We start from the raw sequence: 15,681 nt of genomic DNA on the forward strand, positions 1-15,681 counted from the left end.
GCCCATTCGGAAATGGATTTTTCAATACCTGGTCATGCTTGCTGTACTGTTCACGCTGTTCGCAGGCGTGCAGTTTTTGAAAGGTAGGGAACTCGAGTACTCCCTGGAGTTTGGCGTGCTTTGGGCGTTGATCAGTTCAACCATTTTCCTGGTTGTACGTATACGCAACTATAAAAAAAGAATTGCCTGCCAGTTGTGCAATGATCTTCCCGACCAGTGAGCGGGGTATCGCGAATTCCTTCCAGCCAAGCCAGGGCTCAAAACTCTGGCGCTCTACGCCTCTCGCCCAACAGCAATTGCGGAATCAGGGAGGCCCTGACTATTCAGGCAATTTTGGCCACTTCCGTCAGAGCCAATCTTTAACCTGATAACTCTCTATTTTCGCCACATTTAGGCTAAATTTCTCGTAAAAAGTGCGCTCAACATATCGATCTTCTACTTGTTTCGCATGCCGCCATCCACGCACTTTCATGTAGCCAGATAGGATCAGGCAAGACTCAGCCTCAATCAGGCAAACGCTATTATCCGGCAAGCACTTAGTATTAACGGCATGGAAAACAGGTGTCGGGATGTGAACGGCTCAAGGAGTCTAAATTACGCCCGCCTCTCCGGGTTGTCTCTATGGGCAGCTGGATATACTCAACAACACTTAAGAGGACAACGGTTATGGTTCTGCAAGATACGTATACCCTCTCTAATGGCATCAAAATTCCCAAGCTCGGACTTGGCACCTGGATGATTGAAGGCAATGCTGCCGAACAGGCGGTCAAGGAAGCTGCCCGAATTGGCTACCGGCATATCGATACCGCGCAGGATTACGGTAACGAGGCGGAAGTCGCAGCCGGTATCCTGTCTTCTGGTGTACCCCGCGACGAGATGTTTCTTACCAGCAAGCTGGCAGCACAGTACAAGGATTACAAGGGTACGGTTGAGGCCATCGACGGCTCGCTGGCGCGCATGGGGCTGGACTACATCGACCTGATGATTATCCACAGCCCACAACCCTGGGGTAGCTACGGTAGCGAGAAGCGCTTCTTTGAGGGCAACCGGGAAGCCTGGCGCGCGCTGGAGGAAGCCCACAACGCAGGTAAGCTTCGTGCAATCGGCGTTTCCAACTTCACTCAGCCCGACATCGATAACATTCTGGCATCCTGCTCTGTGAAGCCAGTGGTAAACCAGATTCTGGCACACGTGAGCAACACCCCCTGGGATCTGATCCAGTATTCTCAGGACAAGGGGATGCTTGTGGAGGCGTTCTCGCCAATGGGCCACGGCGAGCTGTTCAAGAACAGCGAACTGGTAGATATGGCGAGCAAGTATGATGTTTCCATCGCACAGTTGTGTATTCGCTACAATCTGCAGCTTGGCCTGCTACCGCTTCCCAAAACAGGGAATCCGGTACACATGCAAAACAACGCGGAAGTGGATTTCGTTATTAGCGACGAAGACATGGAAGTGCTGAAAAGTATGAAGACCATCGAACATTACGGCGAAGCGGGCGTCTTCCCGGTTTTCCAGTAATGTTCGCGGCCCAGGTTTAACGAGATTTTCTCGCGCGCCGTGCGGCCATTTTCTTCGCCACAAAAATAGTGTGCCGCGCCCCCTTACCGGGGCGCTCGCGCACTGTCTCTACCTTTACCTGAAAGCCTGCCTTCTTTAGACGGCCGACGTACATGGAGTCGGGCCCCGCCGACCACACCGCCAGAACACCACCCGGCGCCAGACTACTGAAAATGCTGCTGGTCCCCTCGACCGAATACAGCCAGTTGTTGTCACTGTGTGTCAGCCCCTCTGGACCATTGTCCACATCCAGGAGCACGGCGTCATAGCGAGCGTCACCCTTCGTCAGCAGCTCAGCCACGTCGCCGATATGTACGCTTACCCGAACATCATCCAGGGGCCGCCCGGCACAGTCCCCCAGCGGTCCGCGGTTCCACTCCACCACCTCGGGAATCAGATCGGCGACCATGACCTCGGCGTTGGATGACACTGCCTCAAGGGCTGCCGCCAGTGTATAGCCCATACCCATACCGCCCACCAGTACGCGGGCGTTATCCCGGTTCTTCAGATGGGCACAGCCCAACACCGAGAGCTGCTGCTCGCTGTTGAACCGGCGACTGTTCATCAGTTCGCCGCGGGGACCGGACAGGGAGATGGAGAATTCCTGGTCGCGCTGGCGCAACGTGAGCACCCCGCCGTCGTTGGGAATCTGGGCGGTACCGAGTTCGATCCAGGGCTTCATGGGGAGAGCTCACTCACGTCTGGGGGGTAATTGGGGATGCGGACTGCGCGCGCAATGTAGCACACGTTGGTTCGCCATGCCGGTGACGTTAATATGCACACATTCGCCAGACCAGCTATGGTGACCACATATGCCCGCAACCCCACCGAGAATCCCATGAACCGCAGGAAGAAAGTCAACCAGATCCTGAAGAAGAAGGCCAAGAAGGCCAAGAAGGCCAACGACAAGCTCAACTCCAATAGCAAACCCCGCTATGTATCCAAGGCAGAACGTGCAAAGCAGGAACAACAAGCGGGGGAGTAACCTGCGGCTACAGGCCCTCTTTAGGACCGTGACACCAGCACCATAAGAATACAGCGAACACCTATGCAGATTATCAACCTGGCAGATGTTCCGGAGGCCATTGGGACTCTGGCTCGATGGCACTTCGACGAATGGCACACCCTTTACCCCGAAGAGACACTGGAAGATTTCCAGGCAGAGTTGGCGGCGTCGACGACGCAGGGAACCGTGCCATCCACATTTATCGCACAAGTAGACGGCAACGTGGTTGGCTCAATCAGCCTGTTATCGCATGATATGGATATCGACGAGCCGTGGGCCCCGTGGCTGGCCAATCTATACGTACACCCGGACTACCGGCAGCAGGGCGTTGGCAAACAGCTGATCCAGCACTTGATCGCCTTCGCTCGCCGCAATTCGCTGGACCAGCTTTATCTGTTCACACCCAGCAGCCGCGATTATTACGAGGCGCTTGGCTGGACATTATTGAGAAGGCAGTCCTATAAAGGCCAACAGGTAGATATCATGCTGCTGGCGCTATCGGAAAAGGATGGATAGCAGAAGCGCCAAGGAAAATAAAACTCAAGGAGGAGTTGAATGGACCCATTCAGAAATATACAAAGCAAGCATCTATCCATAGTGCTCTCATTTGCCAGAATCCTGTGTTTCTTCTCGATGCTGGCTTTTATCGTGATTCTGTTGGGCACAATCTTCAGCCCGTTCATCGGATACCCAGTTCTTTATTTCATCTGGTTTATTGGTGTTCCTATATCAGGCTTTATACTGTCGGCCCTTCTCGCCGCCCTGGTGGCATTTGAAGAGGGATTCAGACAGAGGACCGAGCGGATACTGACTGAAAAGCAGGATCCTGCTTGATTCCACCTGAAGCACGCCGTAATAACGACATAATGGATTATTCGATGAAATTAACCGCTGTTCTCGCTTGCCTATTCCTGGTATCTCCCATGGCCCTGGCATCATCAATGGATCTCAAGGGGGTGTGGAAGCTGAAATCCGGCGAGTACATCAATGGTGAAGGTGACTTGATCAGTTACCAGTCACTCAATATGCAGTCCCTGAAAATCATTTCCGATACCCACTTCAGTTTCACCTCCATGAAGGGAGACACTTTCTGGGCTTCGGGCAGTGGGTCTTATGAGTTCGAGGACGGCAAGTACGTCGAGAAGCTACAGCTCAATTCCTTTGGCGAGAAACCCGGCGCGATATTCGCGTTTGATGCCAGGGTAGAAGGGGAGTACTGGTACAACGCCCGTTGGGACAATGGCAAGCGGGTTGAATACGAAGTATGGCAAAAGGTCGAATGACCCGATTCGCAGGGGCCACCAACCGCTGATGCTGCGCAGGTAATTAAACTGTGCCCCGTACGGCGGGGCACGAGCTATTGCGCTTTATCCACACGCATTTTATTTTCAATGCGGTGAATGCGCCGTGCTACGGGCTGCTCGAGCAATTCCTCCAGTCCGTTTATTACATCCAGCATACCGCTCACCCTGCGCTTTTCCTCCCCTTCCAGGCTGGCGTAAAAATCACAGCAGCGCTGCCACATCCATTGCATATAGGGAAACGTCAGGCGCGTTCCGCTGACGCCCTCGATGGTAAACCCGACTTCACCGATTGCCCTATCGATCTGATCACCGCCCTGCCAGTTACCGACCTGTTCCATGGTCTGCCGAATAACCGGACCCTGCTCCTCCAGCATGCGTTGCAAAACCGGGTACAGGGTGTCGGGCACTTCGTCATCCGCTAAAAACTCACCGGATAGCGGTGCGGGTTCGATCATACGCCTGACCCAGGCAACTACATTGGGCGCCTGCGCTTCCATCAACCGCCCGGAATAGGGATCGCGATACAGGTGCGCGTACAGGGGGCCGATCAGGCCGAAGTCTCCGATACTGGGGCGGCTACCGAGCAGAAAGGAGTATTGGGCAAAATGGCGATCCAGATCCGCCAGCAGGCCCAGGTAGCTTTTTTCGATGGCGGGTAAGGTATCGTCTTTCACCCCCAGCATAGGCAGCGCACCAGCGAACGGCTTGGCGGTCTGCTGGCCAATGGCCACCTGCTCTTCTTTGTTGGCGTGCGGTGCCGATGTGCGACCGAACTCGCCGATAGCGAAATTGCGATTTTCGTCGATGTTCCAGCGGTAATGCATCGCCGGAATAACGAGCCATTCATCGCCATAGGTTTCGAGCAAGAGTGAGACTAGATTTTGCTTCGGTGTACTGGGATAGATACTGGCCTCTGGATATCGCCTTTCCAGAAAGTCAATTATCTCGGTGGTATCCTGAATCGCTTTATCGTCATCACTAATCAGTACCGGGATATAACGCACACCGGTACGCGGAATGATGACATTTTGAAATACTTCCCGTGAGGCGGTGACCTCATCAAAAGGAATGTTCTTGTATTTCAGGTAGCAACGAAGCTTTCCCGTATAAAGAGAAACCTCCGCGCCAATAAGCTGATGTGAAATCATGCGGCGCCCCTGACTATTCTTTATTCTCGCAAGAATGTTAGAAGGCCGCCTATTTAACAACAATACCGTTTAGCGCCACATCGCCTGACCGTTTCTTCAGGGTGCTGGCCTGCGTCACATCCACCAAAAAGCCCCGGGCAGAGACCCGGGGCTTTTAGCGTTTGGTGAACAATTACATTAATGCAACACGATCACTTCATTGGCGTCCAGGTTCAGTACCGCGGAACCGCCGCTGACGTTCACTGAATCACTGCCCACCAGGCTGCTGTACTGCCCGTCGGCCAGATCCAGGTTGCTCACATTGATCGAGGTGCTGCCGCCGCGGTTGACCGCTACCATCACCACATCGCTGCCTGAGGTGCGCTCGAATACCAGAATATCCCCGTTGACCCAGCGCTGGGTGTAACTGCCGGATGCCAGTGCCGGGCTCTGTGCGCGCAGTTCGGCAAGCGCACTGATCAGCTGGAAGGCTTCCGTGGTTTCGCTGAACGAGGGCATCCCTTCGCGGTTGTACGGGTCATGCCCTACCTGGCCATCGCCGTTGGCGGTAAACCAGGTGCTGTTCTGCTCGCTGCCGTAGTAGATGGTGGGGATGCCCGGCAGGGTCATGACCAGTGCCATCCCCAGGTTCTGGCGCGCGTCCGCCAGTGTCTTGGAGAAACCTTTACCGGTGCGGCCGTTGTCCACCGGACCGGTGGTCTGCAGGAATACACTGGTGCGGGTGGCATCGTGGTTGTCCAGGAAGATCGGCTGCCAGCTATCGCGATTGTTCATCGCCCCGGGGCGGGATTCAATGTGGGTGTTCAGCTGGGTCATGGTGATATCGCCGGCAATGGCCTGCTCGATATGATTGCGCAGCTGGAAGTCCAGCAGCTCGGAACCGCGCCCTTCATTCAGGAACTGCATGGACAGGCTCTCACCGGCACCGGCGCCATACCACTCACCGAAGATATACACATCCGGGTTCTGCGCGCGCACTGCACTGCTGAAGCGGTTGATAAAGCTCGGCTCGATATGCTTGATGGCATCGATACGGAAGGCGTCCACGCCGTGGCTCATCCACTTGAGTGCCGCGTCGATCAGGTACTGGTCCGCGCTGCTGTTGCCACTGACACCGTGGTTGAAGTCGGTGAGGTTAAACAGGGTCTTGTTGCGGAAAGACCAGGGGTCATCCCACTCGCTGCCACAGGTAGTGGAAGGGTCGGCGTCGCCACAGTCGGCAATGGCGCCGTTGTGGTGATACCAGGTGCCGTTGTCCTGATTCACGTCGGTGATGAAGGTACCCTCTTTGTAGAGTGCGCCGAACTCGTACTGGTCGTCCTGGTTGGAGTGGTTCAGCGCGATATCCAGCACCAGCTTCATGCCGCGGGCTTCCATTGCCGCATCCAGCTGATCGATCAGGGCCCAGTCTCCCAGGTGCTCATCCACTTCGTAGAAGTCGCGCCCCCAGTAACCGTGGTAGGCACCGTCTGATCCGGAGTTATCGATATTGTCATTCAGCGGGGTAACCCAGATGGCGGTTACGCCGAGGGCTTCCAGGTAATCAAGCTTGTCGATCAGGCCCTGGATATCGCCACCCCAGTATTTTTTCCACTCGGACAGGCCGCCGGCGGATTGGGTGGTAGAGGTGGCCGCAGCGTTGTTGCCATTATCGTTGCTGGTGTCGCCATTGTGGAATCGATCGACGAATACAAAGTACATGCTGCGGTTGCGGAAGTCGGTCAACCCGGGCTGGGTGGTTTCACAGCCGTTGGCATCCACCGCAGTACCCGCCGGGGTGTTGGGGCAGTTGTCCTGGCTATCCGGCACGCCGTCGTTGTCAGAGTCCGGCTCAACTGCACCGCAGTTTTCGCCCAAATCGGTGGTGACACTCACCAGGGTGTTGTTCGCGCCGTCGGCAACGATGTAGGTCCAGCCGCTGGCGGCCTGATCCTGCGCCGGGAACTCGCCACCGGACCAGCTGCCACTGGGGTCGATCTTGAAGCGCGGGCCACCGTTGCCGTCGCCGCTGGTGAAGTTGCGGCAGGCATCGTATTCATCGGTCTCGCCAATGCGGGCCAGCAGGTCGCCGGCGGCCCAGCCGTTGTGGGTACCGCGCAGGTGCAGGGTGGCATCCGGGGTTTCCGGGTCTTCAGCGGGCAGGATGTGGTAGTCCTTGGTATCCGTGTAGAACTTGATATCCCAGGTTCCGGCGGGGACGGCAATATTGTTGCCGCTTTGCTGGCCATTCGCCCCGTAGTTTTCGCTCCAGTCGCCCCAGCGGTCAAACTTGATCTCGCCGGCACTGGTGAAAACCACATCGTCCGCCAACATGGTGTTGCTGCCCAGATTCTGCATCTGGTCCGCCTGCCAGTTGTTGTGGGTACCGCGCAGGTACCATTCCGCCTGAGCGGTCGCGCTCGCACAGAGCAACAGGCCCGCGAGGGCTAGTGTTTCTCTCAACATTTTCATCATCTCTTGTGGATTATTTTTCTGTGAGTTGGCGAGCCTGCTAGAAGGCTCTGATCGCATGGTCGGAAATACGGGGATGGTTGACCTCCTCCCCGGCCGGGGCGTGGAGGAATATTGCGCCAGGCCGTTTCACGGGCCCGGGCGGGAACTCCCCCTGCCGGGAGGGGGATAACAGATTGCGAACAAGACGGCACAATGGTGAAAAAAAGTACGGGTCTAGCCAGACACTAGCCGCACAACAATCGCCAACAGGCTGAGCCAACACAGGTGCCCGCGATGACAAAGTCCCCAAACTGCTTGGTTGCCAGCTTGCTGTTTACGCTGCTCCTCCCCCTTTCTGTGGCCGCCAATAAGGCCGATGCGCGCGTCGAGCGTGTGGAACCGCCCTTCTGGTGGACCGACATGGCGGAATCCCGGCTGCAACTGATGCTGCACGGGGAGGATCTCGCGGAGGCGGAGGTACACCTCGATTACCCCGGCGTGGCCGTTACCGGCACCGAGCGGGAAGCGAACCCCAATTACCTGTTTATCAATCTGGCGGTAGCAAAGGGCACCGAGCCCGGCGAACTACAGATCCAGCTGCGCAAGGGCGACTGGCAGCAGGTGCTCCGCTACGATCTGAAGAAACGCCGCCCCGACTCCGCCAACCGCCAGGGCTTCGACAGCAGCGACGTCATCTACCTGATTACCCCGGACCGCTTCGCCAACGGCGATACCGGCAATGACAGCACCGCCGACACCCAGGAAGGCCCCGACCGCGACGACCCCAACGGCCGACACGGTGGTGATATCGCCGGGATGCGGCAACACCTGGACTATGTGGCGGACATGGGCTTTACCCAGATCTGGCCGAATCCGCTGATCGAAAATGACCAGCCCGCCTATTCCTATCACGGCTACTCTGCCACTGACTTCTATCGCATCGACTCCCGCTACGGCAGTAACGAAAGCTTCCGCGCATTCGTGGCTGCAGCGAAAGAAAAAGGCATCGGCGTGATCCAGGACATGGTGCCCAACCATATCGGCGACGGGCACTGGTGGCTGCAGGACCTGCCCGGCAGCGACTGGCTGAATGGTGACGGCACCGCAAAAGGCGACTACGAGTACACCAACCACGCCCGCACCGTACATATGGACCCTTATGCCAGTCACCGGGATCACGCGTTGTTTACCGATGGCTGGTTTACCGACTCTATGCCAGATCCCAATCAGCGCAATCCACGCATGGCGAATTACCTGATCCAGAATGCCATCTGGTGGGTGGAGTACGCCGACCTGTCCGGTATTCGCGTGGACACCTATGCCTATTCCGACGCGGACTTCCTTACCCGCTGGTCCGGGCGCCTGATGCAGGAATACCCCAACTTCAATCTCGTCGGCGAAGAGTGGACCCGGCAGGCGGCACTGGTGGCTTACTGGCAGGCGGGAAACAAAAACCGCAACGGCTATATCTCGTATATGCCGAGCATGATGGATTTCCCGTTGCTCTACGGACTGCGCGACGGGCTCGAAAAACCGGAGACCTGGAGTACAGGCCTGGTAACCCTATACGAGTCCCTGGCCAACGATCTGCTGTACCCCAACCCGAACAACCTGGTGATCCTCGGAGGCAATCACGATATGAGCCGCCTGTACAGCCAGCTGGATGAAAACATTGGCAAGTTCCGCATGGCCATCGCCTACCTCGCCACCATGCGCGGTATCCCCCAGTTTTACTACGGCGATGAGATCCTGGCGAAAAGTCCCAAGCACCGCGACGACGGTGTGGTGCGCAGCGACTTCCCCGGCGGCTGGGAAGGCGACAAGATCAACGGGTTTACCGGCAAGAACCTCAACCCGCAACAGCAACAGGCGCAACAGTTTGTGCGCACCCTGTTCAACTGGCGCAAGGACAAGGACGTTATCCACAACGGCAAGCTCAAGCACTTTGCACCGATCGATGGCCTCTATGTGTACTTCCGCTACAGCGAAAAAGACACGGTGATGGTGGCGATCAACAAGAGTGACCGTCCACGCGAACTACCGGTGGCGCACCTGGCGGAAATGCTCGAAACCAAATCCACAGCTACCAGTATTACCAATGGCAAATCCTCGCCACTAAACGAACTGGTGATCGCGCCCAGCGATGTACTGGTTGCCGAAGTATTCTAAAAAAACAGAAGCAAGCGACGATGAAAGACGTGAAATCCCTCAAGCCCAAAAGGCTGTTTAAGAAATTCGGGCTGGCGACCCTGCTGCCCACCCTGCTGGCTACCGCCCTGCAACCGGCCTTTGCCGAGACAGCACGCAGCTACCAGAACCACCAGTTGTTCGGCGACAAACTGGTGATCGAAACCAGCGACAGCCAGGTCACCCTGACGCCGCTGAATAGCGGTGCGCTGGAAGTGCACTACCAGCGCGAGGGCATGAAGCAACTGCCCTCCTTCGCACGAGCGCAACTCGAGGCCGATGTTCAGGTACAACTGAGCGTTTCCCAGGAGACCCTGCGCTATGCACTCGGTGACCTCACCGCGGTTATCCACAAGTCACCGTTTGCCATCGAATACCTGCGCAACGACAAGCCGCTGCTGGCGGAAGAACACGGCTTCTTCGCCAACCAGACCATGCGCGGTTTTCGCTTTGCCCTGCAGGAAAACGAGAAACTGATCGGCGGCGGCCAGCGCGTGCTGGGCATGGACCGCCGCGGCCATCGCCTGCCGCTGTACAACAAGGCCCACTACGGCTACACCACCGAATCGGAACAGATGTATTTCGGCCTGCCGGCGGTGATGAGCAGCAACAAATACATCCTGCTGTTCGACAACAGCGCGACCGGCACCATGGACCTGGGTGCCAGTGAAAGCGACGTCATGCAGTTTGAAGCAGTGGCCGGGCGCAGCGCCTATATCGTGGTTGCCGGCGCATCTTATCCACAGCTGATCGAAAACTACGTGGATGTGACCGGCCACCAGCCCATGCCGCCGCGCTGGGCACTGGGCAATTTTGCTTCCCGCTTCGGTTACCGCTCGGAGCAGGAAGTGCGCGATGTGGTGGAGAAATTCCGCGAGGAAGATTTCCCGCTGGACGCGGTGGTACTGGACCTGTTCTGGTTCGGCCCGGACATCAAAGGGCATATGGGCAACCTGGCGTGGGACAAGAACACCTTCCCCACGCCGGTGGACATGATGGCGGATCTGGATAAACAGGGCATCAACACCATTCTGGTCACCGAACCCTTCGTTCTTTCCACTTCCGAGCGCTGGGACAACGCAGTAGCCAGCAACGCGCTGGCGAAAAATATTGCGGGTGAGCCCAAGCAGTTCGAGTTTTACTTCGGTAATACCGGCCTCATCGATGTGTTCTCCGAAGACGGACGCGACTGGTTCTGGAACGTTTACAGCGATCTGAAGGAACAGGGCGTAGCCGGCTGGTGGGGCGACCTGGGCGAGCCGGAAGTACACCCGTCCGATACCGTGCATGCCGTCGGTATGGCAGATGAAATCCACAATGCCTACGGACACCGCTGGGCGCAGATGTTGTTCGACAATGAAAAAGCCGCAAGTCCGGAAGAGCGTCCGTTCATCATGATGCGCGCCGGTTTCCCCGGCTCCCAGCGCTTTGGCATGATCCCCTGGACCGGCGATGTGGATCGCAGCTGGGGTGGCCTCAAACCACAGGTGGAACTGTCACTGCAGATGGGTCTGCTGGGCTTTGGCTATACCCACTCCGATCTCGGCGGTTTTGCCGGCGGCGAGAAGTTTAACCGCGAGCTGTATATCCGCTGGCTGCAATACGGCGTGTTCCAGCCGGTGTACCGCCCGCACGCGCAGGATCACATTGCCCCGGAGCCGGTATTCCACGACCGCAAGACCCGCAATATTCTGCGCGAGTACGTGAAACTGCGTTATCGCCTGCTGCCCTACAACTACACCCTCGCCTTCGAGAACAGCCAGACCGGCATGCCGCTGATGCGCCCGCTGTTTTTTGAAAACGAATCCGACCTGGCGCTGATGGACAACAAGGACGCCTACCTCTGGGGTAACGACTTCCTGGTGGCACCGGTGACCGAGGAAAACATCGACGAGGTGGAAGTACAGCTCCCCGGCGGCGTCTGGTTCGATTACTGGACCGATGAAGCCTACCGCGGAGACAGCGCGGAAGTGGAAGTGGAACTCGACACCATTCCCGTCCTGGTGCGCGCCGGTGCGTTTATCCCGACCATCAAGGATGTGCGCAACACCCGTGAATACTCCAGCGAGCACCTGCGCCTGGACTACTACGCTGATGCATCTGTCAGTGCGTCTAGCGGCTCTGTGTACGAGGACGACGGCGTGACTGCCGATGCCTTCGCCAAGGGCCTGTACGAACAGCTCGCCTTTACCAGCGCGCGCGGAGACAACGCCCTGAACTTCGCCTTCAGCCGCAGCGGCGACGGCTATACCGGTGCGCCGGAAACCCGCGCCATCGAGCTGGTGCTGCACAACTGGCAACAGGCGCCGGCGTCCATCACCCTCGGCGGTGAGTCTATTCCGCTGGTGCGCAAGGAAAACCAACTCACCACCAACACTGCCTACTACGACAAGCGCAGCAACACCCTGCAGGTGAAATTCGCCTGGGGCAAACAAGACCTGAAGCTCGCTGTATCCCTGTAAGGGAATAGAAATAACGAACGGAATTATTGGCTGTTATGAAAACATTTACCCGACTGCTACTGGCTTCTTCCATCGCCACTGCGCTGCTGAGCGGCTGCGACAATAAAGCTGCCGATGCACAGACCACCCGGATTCAGGAAAGCGTGCAGGAAAACACACAGGAAGCCGTACAGGCAGCAACCGTGCTGCCTTCCCCGGTAGAAACCTTCGGCAAGCCGGTGATTTACCAGGTACTGCCACGCCTGTTCGGCAATACCAATACCACCAACAAGCCCTGGGGTACCATCGAGGAAAACGGGGTCGGTAAATTCAGCGACTTCACGCCGAATGCGCTGCGGGAAATTCGCGAATTAGGAGCCAACTACATCTGGTATACCGGCGCGTTGCATCATGCGGTAGTGCGTGACTACACCGAGTTTGGTATCGCCAACGACGATCCGGATGTAATCAAGGGCCGCGCCGGTTCTCCCTATGCGGTCAAGGATTACTACTCGGTAAATCCGGATCTTGCCGAAGATCCGGGCAAGCGCCTGCAGGAATTCGAGGCGCTGATCGAACGCTCCCACGACGCGGGTCTCAAGGTCATCATTGATATCGTCCCCAACCATGTTGCGCGCAATTACCACTCCCTGGCCAAGCCAGAGGGCGTGCGCGACTTCGGCGCGGATGATGACACCAGCGTGGCCTACGCCCGCGACAACAATTTTTACTATGTGCCCGGCGAACCCTTCCAGGTGCCGGTGGCGGAAGACGGCTACCAGCCGCTGAATGGTGAGAGTCACCCACTGGTAGACGGTGAATTCAAGGAAGTACCGGCAAAGTGGACCGGCAATGGCAGTCGCGCCCCGCAACCGGCCCAGGGCGACTGGTACGAAACGGTGAAGATCAACTTCGGCGTGCGCCCGGATGGCTCTCACGATTTTGCGGAACTGCCGCAGGACTACGCCCAGAAAGATTTCCGCGCACACGCGGCCTTCTGGGCGGATAAAGACGTCCCCAGTAGCTGGGAGAAATTCCGCGAGATTACGGATTACTGGCTCGCCTTTGGTGTCGACGGTTTCCGCTACGATATGTCCGGCATGGTGCCGGTGGAATTCTGGAGTTACCTGAACTCCAGTATCAAAATGCAGAAGCCTGACGCACTGTTACTGGCGGAAATCTATCAGCCTGATCTGTACCGGGATTACATCCACCTGGGCAAGATGGATTACCTGTACGATAAGGTAGGTACCTACGATGCCATCCGTGCGGTCATGGAAGGCAAGGCCGGTACCGACCCGCTGGTGGATATTCAGCACAGCCTGCAGGGTATTGAAGACAATATGCTGCGCTTCCTGGAAAACCACGACGAGCAGCGTATCGCCAGTCCGGAATTTGCCGGCAGCGCCGCGGCTGGCAAGCCCGCGATGGTGGTGTCCGCCACTATCAGCGGTGCGCCTACGCTGGTCTACTTCGGCCAGGAACTGGGTGAGCCCGGCGCCGACGATGCGGGTTTCGGCAAGGCCAGTCGCACCACCATTTTTGATTACTGGTCGGTACCTACCATTCGCCGCTGGAACAACGAAGGCGCCTTTAACGGCGAGAACCTGAGCGAGAGCGAACAGCAGCTGCGCGATTTCTACCAGCGCCTGATGCAGTTCTCCAGCGAGAGCAAGGCACTGCAAGGTGAGTACCTGGACCTGCACAAGTTCAATCGTACCCAGTCTGAAGGCTATGGTGACAGACAGTTTGCCTTTGCCCGTTGGGCCGGTAATGAGCGACTGGTGGTGGCTGCCAATTTTGCCGATGCAGAACGGAAGCTGACGCTGAAGCTGCCGGCAGAGCTGGTGCAACAATGGAACCTGAAAGACGGCCAGTACCCGTTGCAGGAACAGCTCGCAGGCAATGTTGATGCAGCGCTGAAGGTAGAGGGTGGCGAAGGCGCGATCACGCTGGAGCTGATGCCCCAGGACAGTGTAATCCTGCAGCTGGACAACTGATCCAGTACTTGGGGTTTATCTGAGTGGACGCCGGTGGGTCACCACCGGCATCCGGCTCAGAAAAATTCATACTCCAACAGCAGACGGATTGTCTGGTCGGGGCTGTCACTGGTCAGTCCCTGGATCACCCCGAATTCCCACATCAGCTTGCTCGCTCCTGGGAGCTTCTTTTCCCCGCGAACAATCGGCCCTATGCCGCGATAATCCTGCCCCGCGTAGAATTCCACCCCGGGTTCAAAATGCGGTAACCAGCGGTAGCGCGCCTGCATACGCAGTTCCGATTCCCACTCGTTTTTGAAGTCGTCGCCCCATTCGTAGAGAGCGGAGAGATTGGCCGTGCCGGTCCAGCGCCCCCACTCCCGGCTACTGATCAGCGTTGCTGCCGCCTCCCACACATTTTCTTCGCGTTCGTGCTCCAGCTCGAACAACAGTCCCCAGTCTGCGGCGTACTCGCCCTGCTCGGTGAGCTGATATTTGGCCTCCAGCTCGATCGCCTCCAGTTTCAGGTCCCGCTCGGAGTCCCGCGCGCCGATCAGGTAGACCTCGCCGAACCAGCGGTCGGAAAAACTGCGGCCAAGTCCCAGGTGATGTATCTGCTCCCCACCCCAGGTTTTGTCCTTTCCGGGAATGGCGGAGGTACGCCATTCGAGTTCTTTTTCCAGCGGCTGCACGTAAGGGTCGTAAACGCGGTCCACCACCTGGCCATCCGCATGCGCCACAAGCGGTGTGACAGTCGCGGCAGCTGCCAGAGTCAGCGGGGCAAACCAGGCCTTAGTGGGCAACGGCGGGAACATGGGCGTGCGATCGATAAACATAATGGGTAAATCCGAGTGTCAGCGCCATAACCGCCAAACTCATAGCATAAAGAAACACTTCAAGCGGCGTTGGCGACGCCTCGTAACTCATCAGCGCATACAACAGCTGCCCCAGCAAGGAATCCTCCCGCAGCAGTGCCGAGGTGTCCCAAAGCGGCATCTGGGACGGCAGCCAGTCAATCTGTATTAATAGCTGCACCGCCTGTGAACACATACCGCCGGCGACGATCGTGAGCAGAATACAGGTGATCAGCAGAGTGTGACGCTCCGGCAGTGCCAGTAGCAGGTAGTACAGCAGGGCACCAATACTAAAACCGATACCCGCGCCGATCAGAGCCCCTTTCAATACACTGCCAAACAACTCTGGCTGGGTATGAAAGGTGTACAGGTAAATATAAATCTCCGCCCCCTCGCGCAATATCGAACTCATCACCGCCAGCAGCATGCACCACTTCAGCAGTGACAGCCGGCATCCTGGGCGATAGTAATTAATCACCATCAACGAGGTGCTGATCAGCAACAGGGCATAGATAAGAATATGCAGGCAGGCATTCAGCAGTTCCTGCCCGGTGCCGTCGAATGCGTTGGAAATCGCCGCCAGGTTATTCCCGTAGACTATGGAACCGAGGCCGCCCAGGGCGAGCGCGAGCAGAAACCAGCGCGTATTCAGTCCGATGAATCGGCTCATGGCGAGCAGGATGGTCAGCAGCAGCGCCGCTTCGAGCACTTCCCGCAGAATAATGATGACACTGGTCAATAACATGACGGTAATCCGACGCTACTTAAA

At 57.3% G+C, this 15,681-nt stretch carries 13 protein-coding genes; 8 read left to right on the forward strand and 5 right to left on the reverse strand.

The window, feature by feature from the left end; genetic code table 11:
* Positions 1-666 precede the first annotated feature (666 nt).
* The gene (locus tag ACONT6_RS14730) at positions 667-1,521 is read left to right on the forward strand and encodes an aldo/keto reductase (RefSeq protein WP_428819194.1); all 855 of its coding nucleotides are present in this window, start codon (positions 667-669) and stop codon (positions 1,519-1,521) included.
* 16 nt (positions 1,522-1,537) lie between these two features.
* Here the strand turns inward: ACONT6_RS14730 and ACONT6_RS14735 are convergent, their stop codons facing one another.
* Positions 1,538-2,242 (reverse strand): MnmC family methyltransferase, encoded by a 705-nt coding sequence (locus tag ACONT6_RS14735; RefSeq protein ID WP_428819195.1) that lies wholly within the window; start codon positions 2,240-2,242, stop codon positions 1,538-1,540.
* Positions 2,243-2,335: 93 nt separating this feature from the next.
* Between ACONT6_RS14735 and ACONT6_RS14740 the strand changes: the two genes are divergently transcribed.
* From ACONT6_RS14740 to ACONT6_RS14755, 4 genes are all read left to right on the forward strand, one after another.
* Complete coding sequence (locus ACONT6_RS14740) at positions 2,336-2,545, forward strand: DUF2986 domain-containing protein (protein ID WP_428819196.1); 210 nt, start codon at positions 2,336-2,338, stop codon at positions 2,543-2,545.
* A gap of 63 nt (positions 2,546-2,608) precedes the next feature.
* Positions 2,609-3,082 carry a GNAT family N-acetyltransferase gene (locus ACONT6_RS14745; protein ID WP_428819197.1) on the forward strand — a complete coding sequence of 158 codons (474 nt, stop codon included), beginning with the start codon at positions 2,609-2,611 and terminating at the stop codon, positions 3,080-3,082.
* A gap of 39 nt (positions 3,083-3,121) precedes the next feature.
* Entirely contained in the window at positions 3,122-3,400 is a 279-nt protein-coding gene (locus ACONT6_RS14750) for a hypothetical protein (RefSeq protein WP_428819198.1), read from the forward strand.
* 44 nt (positions 3,401-3,444) lie between these two features.
* Positions 3,445-3,849, forward strand: a complete 405-nt coding sequence (locus ACONT6_RS14755; RefSeq protein ID WP_428819199.1) for a hypothetical protein — start codon at positions 3,445-3,447, stop codon at positions 3,847-3,849.
* Between the two features lie 74 nt (positions 3,850-3,923).
* On the opposite strand, the gene ACONT6_RS14760 is transcribed toward ACONT6_RS14755, so the two are convergent.
* Both ACONT6_RS14760 and ACONT6_RS14765 read right to left on the reverse strand, forming a co-directional pair.
* Entirely contained in the window at positions 3,924-5,018 is a 1,095-nt protein-coding gene (locus tag ACONT6_RS14760; protein WP_428819200.1) for a glutathione S-transferase family protein, read from the reverse strand.
* Between the two features lie 177 nt (positions 5,019-5,195).
* Positions 5,196-7,463: an alpha-amylase family glycosyl hydrolase gene (locus ACONT6_RS14765; protein ID WP_428819201.1), complete on the reverse strand. Its 2,268-nt coding sequence runs from the start codon at positions 7,461-7,463 to the stop codon at positions 5,196-5,198.
* A gap of 282 nt (positions 7,464-7,745) precedes the next feature.
* Here ACONT6_RS14765 and ACONT6_RS14770 point away from each other — a divergent pair, with 282 nt between their 5' ends.
* The 3 genes from ACONT6_RS14770 to ACONT6_RS14780 are packed head-to-tail and all read left to right on the forward strand — an operon-like array spanning position 7,746 to position 14,079.
* Entirely contained in the window at positions 7,746-9,620 is a 1,875-nt protein-coding gene (locus ACONT6_RS14770) for a glycoside hydrolase family 13 protein (RefSeq protein ID WP_428819202.1), read from the forward strand.
* 20 nt (positions 9,621-9,640) lie between these two features.
* The gene (locus tag ACONT6_RS14775; protein WP_428819203.1) at positions 9,641-12,100 is read left to right on the forward strand and encodes a TIM-barrel domain-containing protein; all 2,460 of its coding nucleotides are present in this window, start codon (positions 9,641-9,643) and stop codon (positions 12,098-12,100) included.
* A gap of 35 nt (positions 12,101-12,135) precedes the next feature.
* Positions 12,136-14,079 carry an alpha-amylase family protein gene (locus ACONT6_RS14780; protein ID WP_428819204.1) on the forward strand — a complete coding sequence of 648 codons (1,944 nt, stop codon included), beginning with the start codon at positions 12,136-12,138 and terminating at the stop codon, positions 14,077-14,079.
* A gap of 56 nt (positions 14,080-14,135) precedes the next feature.
* On the opposite strand, the gene ACONT6_RS14785 is transcribed toward ACONT6_RS14780, so the two are convergent.
* Positions 14,136-14,894, reverse strand: coding sequence for a hypothetical protein (locus tag ACONT6_RS14785; RefSeq protein WP_428819205.1), 759 nt, complete (start codon positions 14,892-14,894; stop codon positions 14,136-14,138).
* The gene (locus ACONT6_RS14790) at positions 14,851-15,657 is read right to left on the reverse strand and encodes an FTR1 family protein (protein WP_428819206.1); all 807 of its coding nucleotides are present in this window, start codon (positions 15,655-15,657) and stop codon (positions 14,851-14,853) included. Before ACONT6_RS14790 ends, ACONT6_RS14785 begins: the two co-directional genes overlap by 44 nt.
* Between the last annotated feature and the right edge of the window lie 24 nt (positions 15,658-15,681).

It is taken from the genome of Microbulbifer sp. MCCC 1A16149, from assembly GCF_050368945.1.
Classification (GTDB): domain Bacteria; phylum Pseudomonadota; class Gammaproteobacteria; order Pseudomonadales; family Cellvibrionaceae; genus Microbulbifer.

Excerpts from the sequence above, each read along its gene's own strand:
- ACONT6_RS14790 (WP_428819206.1), bottom strand. The coding sequence starts at position 15,657 with ATGTTATTGACCAGTGTCATCATTATTCTGCGGGAAGTGCTCGAAGCG.
- ACONT6_RS14735 (WP_428819195.1), bottom strand. The coding sequence starts at position 2,242 with ATGAAGCCCTGGATCGAACTCGGTACCGCCCAGATTCCCAACGACGGC.
- ACONT6_RS14730 (WP_428819194.1), top strand. The coding sequence starts at position 667 with ATGGTTCTGCAAGATACGTATACCCTCTCTAATGGCATCAAAATTCCC.
- ACONT6_RS14785 (WP_428819205.1), bottom strand. The coding sequence starts at position 14,894 with ATGTTTATCGATCGCACGCCCATGTTCCCGCCGTTGCCCACTAAGGCC.
- ACONT6_RS14750 (WP_428819198.1), top strand. The coding sequence starts at position 3,122 with ATGGACCCATTCAGAAATATACAAAGCAAGCATCTATCCATAGTGCTC.
- ACONT6_RS14765 (WP_428819201.1), bottom strand. The coding sequence starts at position 7,463 with ATGTTGAGAGAAACACTAGCCCTCGCGGGCCTGTTGCTCTGTGCGAGC.
- ACONT6_RS14775 (WP_428819203.1), top strand. The coding sequence starts at position 9,641 with ATGAAAGACGTGAAATCCCTCAAGCCCAAAAGGCTGTTTAAGAAATTC.
- ACONT6_RS14740 (WP_428819196.1), top strand. The coding sequence starts at position 2,336 with ATGCACACATTCGCCAGACCAGCTATGGTGACCACATATGCCCGCAAC.
- ACONT6_RS14755 (WP_428819199.1), top strand. The coding sequence starts at position 3,445 with ATGAAATTAACCGCTGTTCTCGCTTGCCTATTCCTGGTATCTCCCATG.
- ACONT6_RS14745 (WP_428819197.1), top strand. The coding sequence starts at position 2,609 with ATGCAGATTATCAACCTGGCAGATGTTCCGGAGGCCATTGGGACTCTG.
- ACONT6_RS14770 (WP_428819202.1), top strand. The coding sequence starts at position 7,746 with ATGACAAAGTCCCCAAACTGCTTGGTTGCCAGCTTGCTGTTTACGCTG.
- ACONT6_RS14760 (WP_428819200.1), bottom strand. The coding sequence starts at position 5,018 with ATGATTTCACATCAGCTTATTGGCGCGGAGGTTTCTCTTTATACGGGA.
- ACONT6_RS14780 (WP_428819204.1), top strand. The coding sequence starts at position 12,136 with ATGAAAACATTTACCCGACTGCTACTGGCTTCTTCCATCGCCACTGCG.